Source organism: Streptomyces sp. WZ-12 (genome assembly GCF_028898845.1).
Classification (GTDB): domain Bacteria; phylum Actinomycetota; class Actinomycetes; order Streptomycetales; family Streptomycetaceae; genus Streptomyces.
In genome coordinates this window covers 2,927,671-2,945,734 of the sequence record NZ_CP118574.1, presented here as the reverse complement: position 1 = coordinate 2,945,734, position 18,064 = coordinate 2,927,671, and the positions used below count along the sequence as shown (strand labels likewise).

Here is an 18,064-nt window from a genome sequence, read left to right as displayed (position 1 = left end):
GGGCGGGGGCGAACGCGATGAGGACGGGAGCGGAGCGGCCGGCGACGGCAGTGCCCAGGACGGGGCAGCCGTTGCGAACGGCCAAGGGGGAGAGGCGCAAGAAGACACGGGATCACAGGCCGCGGATCGCTCTTGTCCGCCAGGTGGTGGATGGCGAGGACGAGCGATGAACACCATCGATGAATGGGGCTTCGTCACGAACGGGGCAGAGGAGGAGCCCGTACCGGAGGCGAGTCATGGGTCTGGAGCGGAGCCGAAATCCGGCTCCGGGCCCGGCTCCAGCAAGCGGTGCCCCACCCACAATGCCCTGGCGAAAACCGGCCGCGCCGTTGGGGCGTCCGGTGAGCCGCTCCGCGCGACGGCCGATGCGGCCGCCCGGAAGCGCGCCGCTCCCCGCACCGCAACCCCTGCTTCCCGAAGCTACGAACCGCAGCGGGCTGCCCGCGCCGCGCTCACCCGGATTCTCGAACCGGGTGACGAAACCGCCGGCCGCTGGCTGCGCGAGATGGGCCCTGTGGCCCTCTGGCACGCGCTCTCCGAAGACGATGCGCCACCACCCGTCGGCGCCAGCCCGACCAAGTTCGCGGGCCTCCGACTGCGCGCGGCGCGAGCCCGGCCCGCCGCCGATCTCGCCGCCGTCGCCGCGCTCGGCGGACGCTTCGTTTGCCCGGGCGACGAGGAATGGCCAAGCCAACTGGACGACCTCGGCGACGCCCGCCCCATCGGCCTCTGGGTGCGCGGCGCGGCCAACTTGCGCATCTGGGCGCTCCGCTCGGTCGCCGTGGTCGGGGCGCGGGCCTGCACCGACTACGGCGCCCACCTAGCCACCACCCTCGGCGCGGGGCTCGCCGAACGCGGCTGGACGATCGTCTCCGGGGCGGCGTACGGCGTGGACGGCGCTGCCCATCGCGGCGCGCTCGCCGCGGACGGCCCGACCATCGCCGTGCTCGCCTCCGGCATCGACCATTCCTATCCGCGCGGACACACCGAGTTGATCGACCGGATCGCCGAACAGGGGCTGGTCATCGCCGAGTTGCCACCGGGAGACCATCCCACCCGGAGCCGTTTCGTCCAACGCAACCGCGTCATCGCCGCCCTGACCCGCGGTACGGTCGTCGTGGAGGCCGAACTCCGCAGCGGATCGCTGGTCACCGCCCGACGAGCGTTAGATCTCGGGCGCTTCACGATGGGCATGCCGGGCCCGATCACCAGTGGGCTCTCCGCCGGGGTACATCAACTCCTGCGCGGCGAGGCGGCGGTGGTCACCGACGCAGACGAGGTCATCGAACTCGTCGGCAGCATCGGCGAGCTGGCTCCCGAGCGCCGCGGTCCAACGTTCGCCCACGACCTGTTGGACCCGGTCGCCCTCCGAGTGCTTGAAGCGCTACCCGCACGTGGCGGCGCTGATACCGCCCACTTGGCCCGGGAGTCGGGCACGCCCCGCGATCTCACCCAGGGCAAGCTCTTTGAGCTCCACTCCCTCGGATTCGTTCAAAGGTGCGGTGAGAGCTGGGAGTTGGTGCGACGCGCCAACTCGACCGAAGGTTCCCGGCGAGGCGGTACTTGACCTGGCGCGAACGGGTGAAAGGGTGAGGGGAATGACCGCAGAAGCCAGATTTGCCGTGCTTCGGCGTATGCGGCAGGCCCGTTGGACGCCCGCGATTCGGCACGGCGCACGCAAAGGATCCCGCCCGTTGCACCACCTCGTCCGCCCCCACCGCCCCCCCGGGGGCGCACTCCCGGCGCACGCGCCTCCGACGCTCCGTCCGAGTGCCGCCGTGTCGCGCAAAGTAACCCTGGGGTGCGGGCAGCGGAACGTATCTGCGCACACTCAACCTGCCTTCCTCGCACACCGCGACGCCGCGGTCACGCTACGCTCACGACAGTTCAAGCCTCATACATCCACCCACCCCCGTCTCGGCAGAACGGCTCAAGGCGACGAATGCCCCAGCACACCTCCGGGTCTGACCGCGCGGCAGTACCACCCGCCGCGCGCGGCAGCGTGCGCCCTGCCCCGCCCACCTCGCTCGACGAGCTGTGGCGTTCCTACAAGGCGTCAGGCGACGGTCGCCTGCGGGAACAGTTGATCCTGCACTACTCGCCGCTGGTCAAATACGTCGCCGGCCGCGTCAGCGTCGGACTGCCACCCAACGTCGAGCAGGCCGACTTCGTCTCCTCCGGAGTCTTCGGACTCATCGACGCCATCGAGAAGTTCGAGCCCGAACGCTCCATCAAGTTCGAGACGTACGCCATCACCCGCATCCGCGGCGCGATGATCGACGAACTGCGCGCCCTGGACTGGATCCCGCGATCCGTACGCCAGAAGGCCCGGGCAGTGGAACGTGCCTACGCCACCCTCGAAGCGCAACTGCGTCGCACGCCTACTGAGGCGGAGGTCGCCGACGAGATGGGCATCCCGCTCGAAGAACTCCACGGCGTCTTCAGCCAACTGTCCCTGGCGAACGTCGTCGCGCTGGAAGAACTCCTCCACGTCGGAGGCGAAGGCGGAGAACGCCTGAGCCTGATGGACACCCTGGAGGACACCGCCGCCGAGAACCCGGTAGAGATCGCCGAGGACCGCGAACTGCGGCGGCTGCTGGCGCGCGCCATCAACACCCTGCCCGACCGCGAGAAGACCGTGGTCACCCTCTACTACTACGAGGGCCTCACCCTCGCCGAGATCGGCAACGTCCTCGGCGTCACCGAGAGCAGGGTCAGCCAGATTCACACCAAGTCCGTACTCCAGCTCCGCGCGAAGCTGGCGGACGTTGGGCGTTGAGGGCAGCGGGCGCGTCCGGGGGATGCCGCGGGTGAGTGATGGTCCGTTGTATGGACGTGGTGGGCTTCGGGGGCCGCGGGGGCTACTGGGTTGTTCGCCGGATCACGGGCCGCGGTAATGGGTGGGCTAGGGGAAAGGCATAACGGTCGGGAGGTGTGAAGTCGCGATATCGATCCTGCATCGATGTCGCGATGACCCGTGTCACGACGATCCATGTCGCGATGCGGAGTGCCACGACGAGGACGCCATCCGTACAGTGGTGACGTGCCCAGGATTCGAGCGGCCTCGGTGGCCGAGCACCGGACGATGCAGCGCGGCGCCCTCTTGGACGCCGCCCGCACCCTGCTGTCCGAGGGCGGAACGGAAGCGCTGACCTTCCCTGCCCTCGCCGAGCGCACAGGACTGGCGCGCTCCTCCGTATACGAGTACTTCCGCTCCCGCGCGGCCGTCGTCGAAGAACTGTGCGCCGTCGACTTCCCCGTATGGGCCGCGGAGGTCGAGTCGGCGATGGAGAGCGCCGAGACGCCCGAAGGGAAGGTCGAGGCGTACGTGCGCCAGCAACTCGCCCTGGTCGGCGACCGTCGCCACCGCGCCGTCGTCGCCATCTCCGCTGGTGAACTCGACGCCGGCGCCCGGGAGAAGATCCGCGCGGCGCACGGCGGACTGATCGCCATGATCGTCGAGGCGCTGGCCACCCTCGGCCACGCACAGCCCCGTCTCGCCGCGATGCTGCTTCAGGGAGTCGTCGACGCCGCGGTCCGCCGCATCGAACTTGGCGCCGCCGAAAACCCGGAAGAGATCACGGAAGCAGCGGTGGCAATGGCCCTTAACGGGGTGCGCGGCTGAGTTCCGGTGTGAGGTGGGGGCCTCCGGCAGAGCGGTGAGGTCGCGGGCGCTGGAGGTGAGGGTTGGTTGTTGGGGGAGGGACTGGCTCGCTCCTCCGGAGCTTTTGAGCTTTCCTTCCCCCGCCCCCGCCCCCGCCCCCGCCCCCGCCCCTCCACCTCCCCTAACTGGTCGTTTGCCCGCAGCCCGCAGCCCGCAGCCCGCAGCCCGCAGCCCGCAGCCCGCAGCCCGCAGCCCGCAGCCCGCAGCCCGCAGCCCGCAGCCCGCAGCCCGCAGCCCGCAGTGCGCAGCCCGCAGTGCGCAGCCCGCAGTGCGCTCCGCGTGTTGGGCGGCCCTGCAGCGTTGCGCGGCCAGTGCCAGCAGGCTCAACCGGGCTGTACTGGGCGGCCGTACGGGGTAGCGCATCTCTGTATTGGTCGGAGCACCTCGCGCTGAACTCGCCCTACGCCTCCTCTCCCACTACGTGTGTTTCGGTCTCCACCGTTTCGGTCCTCCGCCACGCCGCAAGAGGCCCAACCGCCGTCTCTCACTGCGGGTGCACGGGACAGCGCCGTGCCGCTTAGCTCGTTCCTTCCTTTCTACGGATCCGCGCAGGCGGCCCAACGCCCACAGGGCGGCGCCGGCGAGAGCGAGTGTGCCGAGTAGGGCTGCACCGGTAGCGTCCGCCGATGTGCTCGTCCCTTCACGGTTGGCGAGGGCTGGTTGTTCGCGATGTGGACGAGAGAGTCCGACTTCCGGTACGGCGTTGGGTTCGGGGATGCCGAAGACCGGAAGCAGGCGCGAGTGGGCGCCGTGGAGTATGGCCGGTGGCAGTAGCGAGAGCGGGTCAAGGTAGGTCGTGCCACGTAGTAGGCCCCAATGAAGGCATGGGGCGCGGCAGTGGTAGGGGCCGCCCTCCAGCACACCGACGGGCTGGCCGGCGGCGACCTGTTGGCCCTTGTGGGCGGAGGCGCGGACCGGTTCGTAGGTGGTGCGCAACGGTGGGTGGCCCGAGTTGGACACCTCGATGGTGAGAACGCCGCGGCCGGCGACGGTGCCGGCGAAAGTGATCCGTCCGGGCGCAGCAGCTTTGACGACTGTGTCTGTGGATGCCGCAAGATCGACGCCCCTGTGTCCTGCCGACCAGGGTGTTGGAGGCGGCTCCCAGCCGCGCAGCACCGTGGGCGGTGCCCCGCCAGGGCCGTCGACTGGCCAGGAGCGGTCCGCCGTCGAAGCTGCCGGTAGGGCAGCCAGCTTCACCCCGGCCTTGGCCAAGGGAGGCGCCACGCTGGCCATCGGCGACGCCTCGTTGGCCACCCCTGCCGTACTGATCGCTTCTCTAGATGCCCCGAGGCACAGTACGCACAGGCAGAGAGCGCACAGGGCACACAGAGCGCACAGCGTGAGTGGGGGGAGCGCCGGAGGGAGTGGGTGCCGGCCGCCGTCTTGGCGGTTTCGGCTTGATGACACCTCCTGTCCCCGCGTTGCCCGGCTTTGGGTGGCAACTCCTGTGGCCTTCACCTGGGCACGATCTTGGCTCGGTTCTTGAGGCGACGCCGAGGCGGATCCGTGCGCGGGAGCTGGAGTTGGGACTGGGGCCGGAGCTGATGCCGAACCCGGATCCGGCCCCGAGCTCAGCCCTGGATCTGAAGTCCGCCCCGAACCCGTCACGGACACAGGCACGGACACAGGCACGGACGCAGGCATGGAAGAGGCAACCGGCGTGGACTCGGCGCGGGGCCGCGCCGTTTGGAGTGAGCGCTCACCGACCAGATCCATCCCAGCCTCTCGTTCCACAGGCGGTCCGTGGCGGCACTGCCGGTCAGGGCGGAAGCCCGGTGAGCCTCCGTACCCAGGGAGTTGCCTTCGTTCGATGTGGGGCCTTCTGGCAGGGGCGGAGAGTCGTGGGTGGGTCACGTTGCGTCGTCGGTGTGGTGGGAGCGTGGCATGAGGCCGTCGGTTGGTCGGGCCGGTGATTCGTCGCATGTTTTGACGATCGCGGATGCGGAGCAGGCGCGGGGATCTTGGTCAAAAGCTGTGGACGGAAGGGTGGTTGTGGATAACGGCGTCACCCTGAAGGGGCGCGGAAATGGTGCGTGTCGCCTGGTGCATCGCCCGTCCCGTACACTTCTGATGGCGATCCGGGTCACCGGGTCGACTTCGCACGCCCCGCCGCCAGTGCAGTAGTCCCGTTCGGGCAGCACGTCGGCCGCGCTCCTCGGTCCTCGGAAGGTTCCACCCGGTTCCTCCCCTGGCAGGCGCGTCGGGGCGTCAGGCACTGCGATCAGCCGGTCGCGGTGGAACCGAGATAACAAGGAGTACGGCCATGGCCGTCGTCACGATGCGGGAGCTGCTGGAGAGCGGCGTCCACTTCGGGCACCAGACCCGCCGCTGGAACCCGAAGATGAAGCGTTTCATCTTCACGGAGCGCAACGGCATCTACATCATCGACCTGCTCCAGTCGCTGTCGTACATCGACCGCGCCTACGAGTTCGTCAAGGAGACCGTCGCGCACGGCGGCTCGGTGATGTTCGTCGGTACGAAGAAGCAGGCCCAGGAGGCCATTGCTGAGCAGGCGACCCGCGTGGGCATGCCCTACGTGAACCAGCGCTGGCTCGGCGGCATGCTGACCAACTTCTCGACCGTCTACAAGCGTCTGCAGCGCCTCAAGGAGCTTGAGCAGATCGACTTCGAGGACGTGGCCGCCTCCGGCCTCACCAAGAAGGAGCTCCTGGTCCTCTCCCGCGAGAAGGCCAAGCTGGAGAAGACCCTCGGTGGTATCCGCGAGATGCAGAAGGTGCCCAGCGCCGTCTGGATCGTGGACACCAAGAAGGAGCACATCGCCGTCGGCGAGGCGCGCAAGCTCAACATCCCGGTTGTCGCGATCCTCGACACCAACTGCGACCCGGACGAGGTCGACTACAAGATCCCGGGTAACGACGACGCGATCCGCTCGGTCACCCTGCTCACCCGCGTGATCGCCGACGCCGTCGCCGAGGGCCTGATCGCCCGCTCCGGTGCCGCGACCGGCGACCAGAAGCCGGGCGAGAAGGCCGGCGAGCCGCTGGCCGAGTGGGAGCGCGACCTGCTCGAAGGCGACAAGAAGTCCGACGACGAGGCCGCCAAGGCCGAGGCCCCGGCCGCTGAGGCCGAGAAGCCCGCCGCCGAGGCCGAGAAGCCGGCCGAGCAGGGCTGACCTCTCAGACTGGTTGGTTGACGGCGGGGGAAGGTGCCACAGGCGCCGCCCCCGCCGTCCACCCGTAGATCTTTCGACTTTCGCGATTTCGAGAAGAGATTCACAGACCATGGCGAACTACACCGCCGCTGACGTCAAGAAGCTCCGCGAGCTCACCGGCGCCGGCATGATGGACTGCAAGAAGGCCCTGGAAGAGGCCGAGGGCAACGTCGACAAGGCCGTCGAGGTCCTGCGCGTCAAGGGCCAGAAGGGCGTCGCCAAGCGCGAGGGCCGCTCCGCCGAGAACGGCGCTGTGGTCTCCCTGCTCGCGGACGACAACACCTCCGGTCTGATCCTTGAGCTCAAGTGCGAGACCGACTTCGTCGCCAAGGGCGAGAAGTTCCAGGCCGTCGCCAACGCTCTGGCCGCGCACGTCGCCAAGACCAACCCGGCGGACCTTGAGGCCCTGCTCGCCTCCGAGATCGAGGCCGGCAAGACCGTCCAGGCGTACGTCGACGAGGCCAACGCGAACCTCGGCGAGAAGATCGTCCTGGACCGCTTCGCGCAGTTCTCCGACGGCTACGTGACGGCGTACATGCACCGCACGATGCCCGACCTACCGCACCAGATCGGTGTCCTTGTCGAGCTCGACAAGGACAACGCCGAGATCGCGAAGGGCATCGCGCAGCACATCGCCGCGTTCGCCCCGAAGTACCTCTCCAAGGAGGACGTGCCGGCCGAGGTCGTCGAGGCCGAGCGCCGCGTCGCCGAGGAGACCACCCGCGCCGAGGGCAAGCCCGAGGCCGCGCTGCCGAAGATCGTCGAGGGTCGCCTCAACGGCTTCTTCAAGGACGCGACGCTGCTCGGCCAGCCGTACGCGCTCGACAACAAGAAGTCCGTGGAGAAGGTTCTCCAGGAGGCCGGCGTCACCCTGAAGCGCTTCGCGCGCATCAAGGTCGGCATCTGAGCCTGCCGCGAGGCAGCGAATGACCTACGGCCCCGCTAGGGTCGTACGCAGTCGGCCGCTCATCGGTCGGCCGCAGATGTGACGAGGAGGCCATTGCCGGACAGGGATCTGACCAAGACCCACGGCAATGGCCTTCTTCGTATGTGCACGAGGAGAGCTCAATGAATCACGGTGCCGACGGCGCAGACACCCACAAAGCCGGTAAGCGACGCTTCCTTCTGAAGCTGTCGGGCGAAGCGTTCGCCGGTGGCGGCGGACTCGGTGTGGACCCCGATGTCGTGCACGCCATCGCCCGCGAGATCGCCGCGGTGGTCCGTGACGGTTATGAGATCGCCATCGTGATCGGCGGCGGCAACTTCTTCCGCGGTGCCGAACTCCAGCAGCGCGGCATGGACCGGGCCCGCTCCGACTACATGGGCATGCTCGGTACGGTCATGAACTGCCTGGCCCTCCAGGACTTCCTGGAGAAGGAGGGCATCGACTCCCGGGTCCAGACGGCCATCACCATGGGACAGGTCGCGGAGCCGTACATCCCGCTGCGCGCGGTGCGTCACCTGGAGAAGGGCCGCGTCGTCATCTTCGGCGCCGGTATGGGCATGCCGTACTTCTCCACCGACACCACCGCCGCCCAGCGCGCCCTGGAGATCGACGCCGAGGCCATGCTGATGGGGAAGAACGGCGTGGACGGCGTCTACGACTCCGACCCCAAGAAGAACCCAGACGCGGTCAAGTTCGACGCCCTCGAATACGGCGAGGTCATCACCCGCGACCTGAAGATCGCCGACGCCACCGCCATCACGCTGTGCCGGGACAACAAGCTTCCGATCCTCGTGTTCGAGCTGCTCGCTGAGGGGAACATCGCGCGTGCGGTGAAGGGTGAGAAGATCGGCACGCTCGTCAGCGATCAGAACACCCGGGCCTGACGGCCTCAACTGCCTGATTCCGTACGGGTGTCGGCTCGTACGGGCGGCAACCCCCGGTCGTGGGAAGACCTCGGTACGGGGATGGACAACCGCCTGCCGGTCGGACACCGTGCAGGAGAAGACGCGCGGCAGGGGCGAGGCTCTGCTTCTTACCGATAAGACCAGGAGCAAGTGGTGATCGAAGAGATCCTCCTCGAAGCCGAGGAGAAGATGGAGAAGGCCGTCGTGGTCGCCAAGGAGGACTTCGCCGCGATCCGCACCGGGCGTGCGCACCCGGCGATGTTCAACAAGATCGTGGCCGACTACTACGGTGCCATGACGCCCATCAACCAACTGGCGTCGTTCTCGGTGCCGGAACCGCGGATGGCCGTGGTGACCCCCTTCGACAAGAGCGCGCTGCGCAACATCGAGCAGGCGATCCGCGATTCGGACCTCGGCGTCAACCCGAGCAACGACGGCAACATCATCCGCGTGAACTTCCCGGAGCTCACCGAGGAGCGCCGGCGCGAGTTCATCAAGGTCGCCAAGAACAAGGCCGAGGACTCGAAGATCTCGATCCGCAGCGTGCGGCGCAAGGCCAAGGAGTCGCTCGACAAGCTCGTCAAGGACAAGGAGTCGGGCGAGGACGAGGTGCGCCGGGCCGAGAAGGAGCTCGACGACACCACCGCGAAGTACGTCGCGCAGGTGGACGAGCTCCTCAAGCACAAGGAATCCGAGCTCCTAGAGGTCTGATGAACGAGTCATCCTGGGGGACCCCGGTCGGCGCCGGACACTGGGGACCGCCCGATCACGGACCGGCCGCCTCGCTGCGCGGGGCGGCGCCCCCCGCCCCGGCGGGTCCCGTGCACGGCAGGGGCGGCGCGGCGCAGACTCGGCCCATGCCCATCGTGCCCGAGCCGGGCGGACACCAGGACGACCATCGGGACATCCGGGATGACCAGGACAACCTGGACGACCGGGGGGCTGCTCGACTGAGCGGCCCCCTGTTCCGCGACGACAGGCCGCAGGAGCCCATGCCGACCTCGCTCCCCGGGTCCGACAGCGACCCAGTGAAACCGCAGAAGAAGAGCGCGGGGCGCAATCTGCGCGCCGCCATAGGGGTCGGCGTCGGACTCGGCGCGGTGATCCTCGCCTCGCTCTTCGTCTACAAGCCGGTGTTCATCGGTGTCATAGCGCTCGCCGTCGTCGTGGGTCTGTGGGAACTGACCTCGCGGCTGGCGGAGCGCAAGGACATCCGGGTGCCGCTGGTCCCGCTCGCGGTCGGCGGCACCGCCATGGTGATCGCCGGGTATGTGCGCGGTGCCGAGGGGGCGTGGGTGGCGATGTCGCTCACCGCGCTCGCCGTCCTGGTCTGGCGGATGACGGAGGCGCCGCAGAACTACCTCCGGGACGTCACGGCCGGGGTCTTCGCGGCGTTCTACGTACCGTTCCTGGCGACGTTCGTGGCCCTGATGCTGGCGGCCGCGGACGACGGGCCGCAGCGGGTGCTGACGTTCCTGCTGCTGACGGTCGTCAGCGACACCGGTGCCTACGCGATCGGCTGGCGCTTCGGGAAGAAGAAGCTGGCGCCGCGGATCAGCCCGGGCAAGACCCGCGAGGGACTCGTCGGTGCGGTGCTCTTCGCGATGGTGGCGGGCGCGCTGTGCATGCAGTTCCTGATCAAGGGCGGCGTCTGGTGGGAGGGGCTGCTGCTCGGCCTGGCGGTCGCGGTCAGCGCGACCCTGGGTGACCTCGGCGAATCCATGATCAAGCGGGACCTGGGCATCAAGGACATGGGCACCCTGCTGCCCGGCCACGGTGGAATCATGGACCGGCTGGACTCGCTGTTGCCGACCGCCCCGGTGGTCTGGCTGCTGTTCGTGATCTTCGTGGGAGCGGGCTGACCGCAGCCGGTTACCCTTGGAGGGCGCGCCGCTCGTTCGCGGCGCGCCCTTCCCGTTCCCGCGACCGCGGGGACGATCCGTGAGGTCCCCTGGTTCCGGCCCCGTCCGGCCCCTGGCTCCGCGTCGGCGGAAGCCGTCCGGCCTCGTCGCACAGAGGAGTTTCCGCCCATGGCACGCCCGGCCCCGGGAGAACTGACGTTTGTCGCCCCCCGCGGCGCCAAGAAGCCCCCACGGCACCTCGCCGACCTCAGCCCGGCCGAGCGCCGCGAGGCGGTGGCCGCGATCGGTGAGAAGCCGTTCCGTGCCAAGCAGTTGTCGCAGCACTACTTCGCCCGCTACGCGCACGACCCGGCGCAGTGGACCGACATCCCCGCGGCGGCGCGCGAGAAGCTGGCCGCGGAACTGCTGCCGGACCTGATGTCGGTGGTGCGGCACATCTCGTGCGACGACGACACCACCCGCAAGACGCTGTGGCGGCTGCACGACGGCACCCTCGTCGAGTCCGTTCTGATGCGCTACCCGGACCGGGTCACCATGTGCATCTCCTCGCAGGCCGGCTGCGGCATGAACTGCCCGTTCTGCGCCACCGGCCAGGCCGGGCTGGACCGCAACCTCTCCACCGCGGAGATCGTGCACCAGATCGTCGACGGGATGCGGGCCCTGCGCGACGGCGAGGTTCCCGGCGGCCCGGCGCGACTGTCCAACATCGTCTTCATGGGCATGGGCGAGCCGCTCGCCAACTACAAGCGCGTGGTCGGCGCCATCCGGCGGCTGACCGACCCCGAGCCGGACGGGCTGGGCCTCTCCCAGCGCGGCATCACCGTCTCCACCGTCGGGCTGGTCCCGGCGATGCTGCGGTTCGCCGACGAGGGCTTCAAGTGCCGGCTCGCGCTGTCGCTGCACGCGCCCGACGACGAGCTGCGCGACACCCTCGTGCCGGTCAACACCCGCTGGAAGGTCCGCGAGGTGCTGGATGCGGCATGGGAGTACGCCGAGAAGTCCGGCCGCCGGGTCTCGATCGAGTACGCGCTGATCCGTGACATCAACGACCAGGCATGGCGCGGTGACCTGCTGGGGCGGCTGCTCAAGAACAAGCGGGTCCACGTCAACCTCATTCCGCTCAATCCGACGCCGGGCTCGAAGTGGACCGCCTCGCGGCCCGAGGACGAGCTGGCGTTCGTACGGGCCATCGAGGCGCACGGCGTGCCCGTGACCGTCCGGGACACCCGGGGCCAGGAGATCGACGGCGCCTGCGGGCAACTGGCGGCCTCGGAACGCTGAGCACCCGCTGGTACGGTGGCGTGGGAAAAACGCACATTCATTCCGACAGGGGAGCGCCACAGCGCTGAGAGTGCGGACGCGTCGTAGCCCTACGGCGCCCGCAGACCCTTGAACCTCGCCCGGGTCATTCCGGGTAGGAAGTTCGGTCGTCACTCATGCTGTTGCGCCCCGCCCACCGCTCGCTGCCGAGCGTCATCGACGCAGAACGCAGTGGACACCGGGCGGGGCCGCGTCTCTTCCTGGCCAGCCAGGAGGAACTCAGTGAGCACCACCAGCAGGATCACCGCGGCAGCGCTCACCGCGGTGGCCGGCATCACCGCACTCGCCGGGTGCGGTAGCTCCGGCACCGGCGGCAGCGCGGATGCCAAGACCGTCACACTCGTCAGCCATGACTCGTTCAACGCCTCCAAATCCGTCCTGGCCGCCTTCGAGAAGGAGACCGGCTACAAGGTCAAGGTGCTCAGGGGCGGGGACGCGGGCAAGGCCGTCAACCAGGCGATCCTGGCCAAGGACAACCCGCAGGGCGACGTCTTCTTCGGCATCGACAACACCCTGCTCTCGCGCGGCCTGAACGCCGGCCTCTTCACCTCCTACAAGGCCAAGGGTCTGGAGAACGTCCCGGCCGACCTCCAGCTCGATAAGGACGCCCACCGCGTCACGCCCCTGGACTACGGCGACACCTGCGTCAACTACGACCGCGCCTACTTCACCCAGCACAAGCTGGCGCCGCCGCAGACCTTCGACGACCTGCTCAAGCCGCAGTACAAGAACCTGCTGGTCACCGAGAACTCCGCCACCTCCTCTCCGGGTCTCGCCTTCCAACTCGGCACTATCGCCACCCACGGCGAGGCCGGCTGGCCGGACTACTGGAAGAAGCTCAAGGCCAACGGCGTCGAGGTCGTGGACAGTTGGGAGCAGGCGTACAACGAGCGCTTCTCGGGCTCCGCGGCCGGCAAGGGCAAGGGGGACAAGCCACTGGTGGTCTCCTACGCCTCCAGCCCGCCCGCCGAGGTGCTGGGCAAGAACCCCGCGCCCAAGGAGGCCCCGACGGGCGTCTCGACGGGCACCTGCTTCCGGCAGATCGAATTCGGCGGTCTGCTCAAGGGCGCCAAGAACGAGAAGGGCGGCAAGGCGCTGCTCGACTTCCTCCTGTCGAAGAAGTTCCAGGAGGACATGCCGCTGCAGATGTTCGTCAACCCGGCGCGCAAGGATGCCAAGGTGCCGGAGCTGTTCACCCGCTACGGCACCGCGATCGACAAGCCGGCGACGCTCGCCCCGGCGACGATCACCAAGAACCGTGACCAGTGGATCAAGCAGTGGTCCTCGCTCGTTCTGAAGTAGCCCCCGCCCGGCCCAGGAGGCCCGCGCGCGGAACGGCGGTGCGGCTCGGTCTGATGGCCCTGCCGCTCGCCTTCTTCGCGCTGTTCTTCGCCTATCCAGTCGCCGTGATCGTCGGGCGCGGACTGAAGGACGGCGGGCAGTGGCAGTTCGGGAGGTTCGCCGCCGTGCTCGGCGACCCGGACGTCCTCCACGTGCTGTGGTTCACCGTCTGGCAGGCCGCCGCCTCGACGGGGCTGACGCTGTTGCTCGCGCTGCCCGGCGCATACGTCTTCGCCCGCTTCGACTTCCCCGGCAAGCAACTGCTGCGGGCAGTGGTCGCGGTGCCCTTCGTGCTCCCCACCGTTGTCGTCGGCTCCGCCTTCCTGGCGTTGGTCGGCCGGGGCGGGCTGCTGGACAACCTGTGGGGCGTCCGGCTGGACACCTCGGTGTGGGCGATCCTGCTCGCGCACGTCTTCTTCAACTACGCGGTCGTCATCCGTACCGTCGGGGGGCTCTGGGCCCAACTCGACCCGCGTCAGGAGGAGGCGGCCCGGGTCCTGGGAGCCGGACGGTTCGCGGCCTGGCGGAGGGTGACGCTGCCCGCGCTGGGACCTGCCGTGGCCGCCGCGGCGCTGATGGTGTTCCTCTTCACCTTCACCTCCTTCGGTGTCGTGCAGATCCTGGGCGGCCCCACCTTCTCCACGTTGGAGGTGGAGATCTACCGGCAGACCGCCGACTTCCTGGATCTGCCCACCGCCGCCGTGCTGACCCTGATCCAGTTCGCCGCCGTACTGGGCCTGTTGGGGCTGCACGCCTGGACCGTGCGGCGCCGCGAATCGACCCTGCGGCTCGTCGACGCCTCCCGCACCGCCCGTCGGCCGCGGGGCCGCGGCCAGTGGGCGCTGCTCTGGAGCACGCTCGCCGTCATCGCCGTGCTGCTCGTCCTGCCCCTGGCCGTGCTCGTCGAACGGTCCTTCGCCGGGCCCCACGGCTACGGGCTGGTCTTCTACGAGACACTGCACTCCGCCGCGTCCGCCGACAGCACCTTCGCCGTCGCCCCCCTCGACGCCCTCTGGAACTCCCTCTCCTACGGTGCCGCGGCCACCGCGATCGCCCTGCTGATCGGCGGCCTGGCGGCAGCTGCACTCACCCGCTCCCGGCCGGCGGCCGGCCCGTCGGGACGCACCCCCGTGATCGCCCGGCTGCTGCGTGGCTTCGACGGGCTGCTGATGCTGCCCCTCGGCGTCTCCGCCGTGACCGTCGGCTTCGGCTTCCTGATCACCCTCGACAAGCCGCCGCTGGACCTGAGGGAATCGTGGTGGCTGGTGCCGCTCGCCCAGGCCCTGGTGGGCGTGCCGTTCGTGGTCCGCACCATGCTGCCCGTCCTGCGGGCGGTAGACGGCCGGCTGCGGGAGGCGGCGGCCGTCCTCGGCGCCTCGCCCTGGCGGGTCTGGCGCGAGGTGGATCTGCCGATGGTGCGGCGAGCCGTGCTCATCGCGGCGGGCTTCGCGTTCGCCGTCTCGCTCGGCGAGTTCGGCGCGACCGTGTTCATCGCACGGCCCGATCAGCCGACCCTTCCGGTGGCCGTGGCGCGGCTGCTGGGCCGCGCGGGGGAGTTCAACTACGGCCAGGCGATGGCCCTGTCGACCATGTTGATGGTGGTGTGCGCGGGCGCCCTGCTGGCCCTGGAACGGATCCGTCCCCAGCCGCGGACCGGCTCTGCCGGGGGCAGCCCCATCGACCACTCCGGGGAGTTCTAGATGACGACACAGACCGGGACCACGACATCGGAAATGCTGCGGCTGGACGGCGTCACCGTCCGCTTCGGCACACCCGGTGCGGCCCCCGCTCTCGACGCGGTCGACCTGGACGTCGCGGCGCACGAAACCGTCTGCGTCCTCGGCCCCAGCGGAAGCGGCAAGTCCACCCTGCTGCGGGTGGTCGCCGGGCTGCAACACACCGACGCGGGCGCCGTGTTGCTGGAAGGCCGCGACCAGACGGGGGTGCCCACGCACCGGCGCGGTGTCGGGCTGATGTTCCAGGACCACCAGCTCTTTCCGCAGCGTGATGTCGCGGGAAATGTGGCGTTCGGGCTGCGGATGCGGCGTTCCTCGCGCGCCGAACAGGAGCGCACGGTCGCGGAACTGCTGGATCTCGTCGGCCTGCCGGGGGCACAGGGCCGGGCCGTGGCCTCGCTGTCCGGTGGTGAACAGCAGCGGGTTGCACTGGCCCGCGCACTCGCACCGAGCCCGCGACTGCTGATGCTGGACGAGCCGCTCGGGCAGCTTGACCGGGGGCTGCGGGAGCGACTGGTCGTCGAACTGCGGCGGCTCTTCCGCGAGTTGGGGACGACCGTGCTGGCCGTCACCCACGACCAGGGCGAGGCGTTCGCGCTCGCCGACCGGGTCGTGGTGATGCGGGACGGCCGGATCGCCCAGAGCGGCACCCCTCTGGACGTCTGGCAGCGGCCCGCCAACGCGTTCGTCGCCCGCTTCCTCGGCTTCGACAACGTGGTCGAGGCCACCGTACAGGGCGGGGCCGCCGCCACCCCCTGGGGCAAAGTGCCGGTCCCGGAGGGCACTTCGGACGGGCCGTGCCGCCTGCTTGTGCGCCCGGCCGGCGTCCGGCTGACCTCTCCGGAGGACGGACTGCCCTGTCTGGTCGCGGCGCGCACCTTCCGCGGCACGCACGTGGCGCTGCTGCTCCAGCCGGCGGGCGCACCGCAGGTGGAGGCGGCCTGCCCACTGAGCCAGGCGCCGGAGACGGGGGAGCGGGTGGGGATCTCCTTCGCCTCCGAGGACGTGGTGGTGCTGGATGCCACGGTGGAATAACCGTGTCGCATACCGCAGTTGTGCCATGACTCGCTCCTTTCGGGTCGGGTGCCACTAGATGCGCGGGGGAGGGGTGGGGCGTCGGCCCTGCGGGACGACCAGCCCCAGCTCATAGGCGAGGATCACCGCCTGGGCGCGGTCGCGAAGGCCCATCTTCGTGAAGAGCCGGTTGATGTGGGTCTTGACGGTGTGATCGGTGATCGTCAGCCGTGTGGCGATCTCCGTGTTCGACAAGCCCTGGGCGATGTGGATGAGCACCTCTACCTCACGGCCGGTCAATTCCCGCACCGTGCGCACCGGAACGGGTGCCGACCGCTGCTTGACGAACTCCCCGATCAGCCGCTTGGTCAGTTCGGGCGCCAGCAGCGCATTGCCCTCCGCCACCACCCGTACGGCATGCAGGAGTTCGGGGAACGTCGTGTCCTTGAGGAGAAAGCCACTGGCCCCGGCAGCGAGCGCGTCATAGACGTATTCGTCGAGGCCGAACGTCGTCAGCATCAACGCCTTGGTGGCACCCCTCGATGCCTGGGTGATCTCCCGTGCGGCCTCGATGCCGTTCTTATGCGGCATCCGGATGTCCAGCAGTGCCAGATCAGGGCGCCGCTCCGCGGCGATCCGGACCGCCTGGGCACCGTCCTCCGCCTCACCCACCACCTCGATGTCGTCCTGAGTGGCCAGGAGATTGACGAACCCGGTACGGACGATGGCCTGGTCGTCGGCCACGATTGCTCGGATCACCACGGGATTTCCGCCTCTACGAGAAAGCCACCGTCCGGGCCCGGACCGACGGTCAACGTCCCGCCGAGCAGTGCCGCCCGCTCCCGCATCCCGGCGAGGCCATGACCGTTGTGGACCAGGCCTGGCGGGCCCGGCCCGTCGTCGGCGATCCGCACCGCCAGCCGATCGGGCTGATAACCGATCTCCACCCACGCATGGGCTCCCGGCGCATGCCGGCGCACATTGGTCAGCCCCTCCTGCACGATGCGGTACGCGGACAACTCGCAGGACGTGGGCAGCACGACCCGGTCACCGTTGAACTGCAGTTCCACCTCGCCGCCGACCGAGCGGTGTTGCGCTATCAGCTCACCCAGTGCGTCCAGCGTCGGCTGCGGTGCCGTGCCGGTGCGGTCCTCGGGGCCCGTGCGCAGCACGCCCGACAGTCGACGCAGCTCGGCCATCGAGGCGCGGGCCGACGCCGCGATCTGCTGGAAGTCATCGCGGGCCTGCGGCGACAGGTCCGGTGTGGTGTATGTCGCACTCTCCGCCTGCACCGCGATCACCGAGACCGAGTGCGACACCACGTCGTGCAACTCGCGGGCGATCGCCGCCCGTTCGGCCTCGGTAGCCTGCCGCCGTTCCACCTCCAACACTCGGGCCTGCGCGACCGCCCGTTCCCGCTGTGTCTCTTCGCGCGCGCGTACCGCGTCGCCCATCGACACCGCGGCCAGCGTCGCCATGGTCAGCACGCACCACTCGTCGAGTAGACCGAGGGAGTACGACCCTGGGTGCCAGGAGACGATGTGCCAGGCATTCACCGCCAGGGAGAGCGCCGAACCGCTGCCGACGATCAGCGCCGGATGCGCGATTCGGTGGCGACCGAGGGTGTAGCACGCCAGCAGGCCGCTGACCGCCGCGGCAATATAGAGGTCTGGTCCGGCCGCGAAGCTCACCAGGACCGCGACGGCCGAAACGGCTGCCGAGGCCGGGTACACACGACGCCATGACAGCGCCGCCGCAGACAACAGCACGCCGAGCGCGATCACCGCCGAGTGCCGCGGTACCACGACGAGTTCCGCGGCTGATAACGCCGTGAGGGCCCCGCCGGAGATCCAGGGATAGAGCGGCGACGCGATCCATGCGCGCAACCGCTGTCGGAGAGAAGTGCTCATGCCGCTATTTTTTCGGCTCGCGGTGGTGACAGCGTCGCCGTACGGGTTGAACCACGGCGACGCTGTCATGCCACGGGTTGACGTCGAAGTTCGGTTGCTCGTTTGACGCTTCATGATCCGGACGCCCATAGCCTCGTGATCAGGACAAGGACGGGAGCATCATGAAGAATCAACTGGCTCGCGAATCAATGGAC

At 69.2% G+C, this 18,064-nt stretch carries 15 protein-coding genes; 12 read left to right on the top strand and 3 right to left on the bottom strand.

Annotated features, from left to right (window positions below; translation table 11 throughout):
- The first annotated feature begins 166 nt into the window (after positions 1-166).
- From dprA to PV796_RS12215, 3 genes are all read left to right on the top strand, one after another.
- Positions 167-1,567, top strand: coding sequence for a DNA-processing protein DprA (gene dprA / locus PV796_RS12225; RefSeq protein WP_274912990.1), 1,401 nt, complete (start codon positions 167-169; stop codon positions 1,565-1,567).
- Positions 1,568-1,942: 375 nt separating this feature from the next.
- Positions 1,943-2,779 carry an RNA polymerase sigma factor WhiG gene (gene whiG, locus PV796_RS12220; protein ID WP_274912988.1) on the top strand — a complete coding sequence of 279 codons (837 nt, stop codon included), beginning with the start codon at positions 1,943-1,945 and terminating at the stop codon, positions 2,777-2,779.
- Between the two features lie 306 nt (positions 2,780-3,085).
- Entirely contained in the window at positions 3,086-3,625 is a 540-nt protein-coding gene (locus tag PV796_RS12215) for a TetR/AcrR family transcriptional regulator (RefSeq protein ID WP_274918984.1), read from the top strand.
- A 456-nt stretch (positions 3,626-4,081) separates the two neighbouring features.
- On the opposite strand, the gene PV796_RS42365 is transcribed toward PV796_RS12215, so the two are convergent.
- Positions 4,082-4,897 (bottom strand): M23 family metallopeptidase, encoded by an 816-nt coding sequence (locus PV796_RS42365; RefSeq protein WP_446750588.1) that lies wholly within the window; start codon positions 4,895-4,897, stop codon positions 4,082-4,084.
- Positions 4,898-5,927: 1,030 nt separating this feature from the next.
- Between PV796_RS42365 and rpsB the strand changes: the two genes are divergently transcribed.
- From rpsB to PV796_RS12165, 9 genes are all read left to right on the top strand, one after another.
- Positions 5,928-6,797 carry a 30S ribosomal protein S2 gene (gene rpsB / locus PV796_RS12205; RefSeq protein WP_274912987.1) on the top strand — a complete coding sequence of 290 codons (870 nt, stop codon included), beginning with the start codon at positions 5,928-5,930 and terminating at the stop codon, positions 6,795-6,797.
- 109 nt (positions 6,798-6,906) lie between these two features.
- Complete coding sequence (gene tsf / locus PV796_RS12200) at positions 6,907-7,743, top strand: translation elongation factor Ts (protein ID WP_274912986.1); 837 nt, start codon at positions 6,907-6,909, stop codon at positions 7,741-7,743.
- A 161-nt stretch (positions 7,744-7,904) separates the two neighbouring features.
- On the top strand, positions 7,905-8,666 hold the full coding sequence (gene pyrH / locus PV796_RS12195; RefSeq protein WP_274912985.1) for a UMP kinase: 762 nt from the start codon (positions 7,905-7,907) through the stop codon (positions 8,664-8,666).
- Positions 8,667-8,840: 174 nt separating this feature from the next.
- The gene (frr, locus tag PV796_RS12190) at positions 8,841-9,398 is read left to right on the top strand and encodes a ribosome recycling factor (RefSeq protein WP_274912984.1); all 558 of its coding nucleotides are present in this window, start codon (positions 8,841-8,843) and stop codon (positions 9,396-9,398) included.
- The gene (locus PV796_RS12185) at positions 9,398-10,549 is read left to right on the top strand and encodes a phosphatidate cytidylyltransferase (RefSeq protein WP_274912983.1); all 1,152 of its coding nucleotides are present in this window, start codon (positions 9,398-9,400) and stop codon (positions 10,547-10,549) included. Before frr ends, PV796_RS12185 begins: the two co-directional genes overlap by 1 nt.
- A 168-nt stretch (positions 10,550-10,717) precedes the next feature.
- Positions 10,718-11,830 (top strand): 23S rRNA (adenine(2503)-C(2))-methyltransferase RlmN, encoded by a 1,113-nt coding sequence (gene rlmN, locus PV796_RS12180; protein ID WP_274912982.1) that lies wholly within the window; start codon positions 10,718-10,720, stop codon positions 11,828-11,830.
- A 261-nt stretch (positions 11,831-12,091) separates the two neighbouring features.
- Complete coding sequence (locus tag PV796_RS12175) at positions 12,092-13,171, top strand: thiamine ABC transporter substrate-binding protein (RefSeq protein ID WP_274912981.1); 1,080 nt, start codon at positions 12,092-12,094, stop codon at positions 13,169-13,171.
- Entirely contained in the window at positions 13,147-14,910 is a 1,764-nt protein-coding gene (locus PV796_RS12170; RefSeq protein ID WP_446750682.1) for an ABC transporter permease, read from the top strand. Before PV796_RS12175 ends, PV796_RS12170 begins: the two co-directional genes overlap by 25 nt.
- Complete coding sequence (locus PV796_RS12165; RefSeq protein WP_274912979.1) at positions 14,911-15,981, top strand: ABC transporter ATP-binding protein; 1,071 nt, start codon at positions 14,911-14,913, stop codon at positions 15,979-15,981.
- A 54-nt stretch (positions 15,982-16,035) separates the two neighbouring features.
- On the opposite strand, the gene PV796_RS12160 is transcribed toward PV796_RS12165, so the two are convergent.
- Together PV796_RS12160 and PV796_RS12155 are read right to left on the bottom strand one after the other, a co-directional pair.
- Positions 16,036-16,722 carry a response regulator gene (locus PV796_RS12160; protein ID WP_274912977.1) on the bottom strand — a complete coding sequence of 229 codons (687 nt, stop codon included), beginning with the start codon at positions 16,720-16,722 and terminating at the stop codon, positions 16,036-16,038.
- On the bottom strand, positions 16,716-17,870 hold the full coding sequence (locus PV796_RS12155) for a sensor histidine kinase (RefSeq protein ID WP_274918983.1): 1,155 nt from the start codon (positions 17,868-17,870) through the stop codon (positions 16,716-16,718). The genes PV796_RS12160 and PV796_RS12155 overlap by 7 nt, the downstream gene beginning before the upstream one ends.
- Positions 17,871-18,064 lie beyond the last annotated feature (194 nt).

What these genes read in the sequence shown, in the direction of transcription:
- rlmN (WP_274912982.1), top strand. Translation starts at nt 10,718, where the DNA reads ATGGCACGCCCGGCCCCGGGAGAACTGACGTTTGTCGCCCCCCGCGGC.
- PV796_RS12155 (WP_274918983.1), bottom strand. Translation starts at nt 17,870, where the DNA reads ATGAGCACTTCTCTCCGACAGCGGTTGCGCGCATGGATCGCGTCGCCG.
- pyrH (WP_274912985.1), top strand. Translation starts at nt 7,905, where the DNA reads ATGAATCACGGTGCCGACGGCGCAGACACCCACAAAGCCGGTAAGCGA.
- whiG (WP_274912988.1), top strand. Translation starts at nt 1,943, where the DNA reads ATGCCCCAGCACACCTCCGGGTCTGACCGCGCGGCAGTACCACCCGCC.
- PV796_RS12165 (WP_274912979.1), top strand. Translation starts at nt 14,911, where the DNA reads ATGACGACACAGACCGGGACCACGACATCGGAAATGCTGCGGCTGGAC.
- dprA (WP_274912990.1), top strand. Translation starts at nt 167, where the DNA reads ATGAACACCATCGATGAATGGGGCTTCGTCACGAACGGGGCAGAGGAG.
- PV796_RS42365 (WP_446750588.1), bottom strand. Translation starts at nt 4,897, where the DNA reads ATGGCCAGCGTGGCGCCTCCCTTGGCCAAGGCCGGGGTGAAGCTGGCT.
- rpsB (WP_274912987.1), top strand. Translation starts at nt 5,928, where the DNA reads ATGGCCGTCGTCACGATGCGGGAGCTGCTGGAGAGCGGCGTCCACTTC.
- PV796_RS12185 (WP_274912983.1), top strand. Translation starts at nt 9,398, where the DNA reads ATGAACGAGTCATCCTGGGGGACCCCGGTCGGCGCCGGACACTGGGGA.
- tsf (WP_274912986.1), top strand. Translation starts at nt 6,907, where the DNA reads ATGGCGAACTACACCGCCGCTGACGTCAAGAAGCTCCGCGAGCTCACC.
- PV796_RS12215 (WP_274918984.1), top strand. Translation starts at nt 3,086, where the DNA reads ATGCAGCGCGGCGCCCTCTTGGACGCCGCCCGCACCCTGCTGTCCGAG.